Raw genomic sequence first — 1133 nt, 5'->3', positions numbered from 1 at the left:
TTCACCAACGCCCCATGCGAAACCACCACACCCTTCGGCCACCCCGTCGAACCCGACGTATAAATCACATACGCCGAATGCGCAGAAACCACCGGAGACAGACGATCCCCATCAAGGAGGTCGGACGCATTCAGCGCCGCAACCGCATCCCGCACCGAAGGATCATCCAAAAGCACACAAGGGACGTCACTGTCACGGGGCAGCAGACCAGCCGTTACCGCATCCGTCAGAACGAACGCCGGCCCAGCATCCCGGAGCATGTACGCAATCCGCTCCACCGGATACTCCGGATCCACCGGCACATACCCCGCACCACTCTTCAACACCGCCAACAACGCAACAACCAGACCGACCGACCGCGGCAAAGCCACCGCCACCAACCGCTCCGGACCCGCACCACACCCCACCAAATACCGCGCCAAACAATTCGCCCGGGCATTGAGTTCGCCATAGCTGAGCTCAACCCCACCACTCACCACAGCCAACGCATCCGGAGTCCGCACCACCTGCGCCTCGAACAACTCCGGCAACAACACATCCGGAACCTCACGACCCGTGTCATTCCACGCGGTCAGAATCCGATGCCGTTCCTCAGCACCGAGAACATCGATCTCACGCACGGCCCGATCAGGCGCAGCAACCACCGCTTCAAGGACACGTACCAAGCGGTCCGCAAGACTCTGCGCGGTCTGTGCCGTGAACAGATCAGTCCGGTAATCGAGCCGCCCACGCAAACCCGCGGATGCGCCGTCCTCCGCATGCATTTCGCCAAGATTGAACGACAGGTCGAACTTGGCGGTCGTCCCCTCCGTCCGCTCGGGCCGAACGGTCAGACCAGGCAGTGCGAGTTCCGGTTCAGCAATGTTCTGGAAGGTGAGCATCACCTGGAAGAGGGGGTGACGGGCCATGGAACGGGCCGGGTTGAGGACCTCCACCAACCGCTCGAACGGCACATCCTCGTGCTGGTACGCGGCAAGGTCGGCCTCCCGGACCCGCTCCACGACCTGCCGGAATGTCGGATCACCTGAGACATCACTCCGCAGGACCAGCGTGTTCACGAAGAAACCGACGAGGTCGTCCAGGGCGTCGTCGGTACGGCCCGCGACCGGGGTTCCGACCGGGATGTCGTGACC

Annotated in this window: 1 protein-coding gene; it reads right to left on the bottom strand. The window is 62.8% G+C overall.

Going from position 1 to position 1133, the window contains the following annotated elements; genetic code table 11:
- Window positions 1–1133, bottom strand: a 1133-nt coding sequence (locus tag ACWIHT_RS47235; RefSeq protein WP_456174835.1) for an AMP-binding protein, incomplete at both ends; no start/stop codon positions are given.

The organism is Streptomyces sp. NPDC002276 (assembly GCF_053891435.1).
This window is presented reverse-complemented; position numbering and strand designations above follow the sequence as displayed.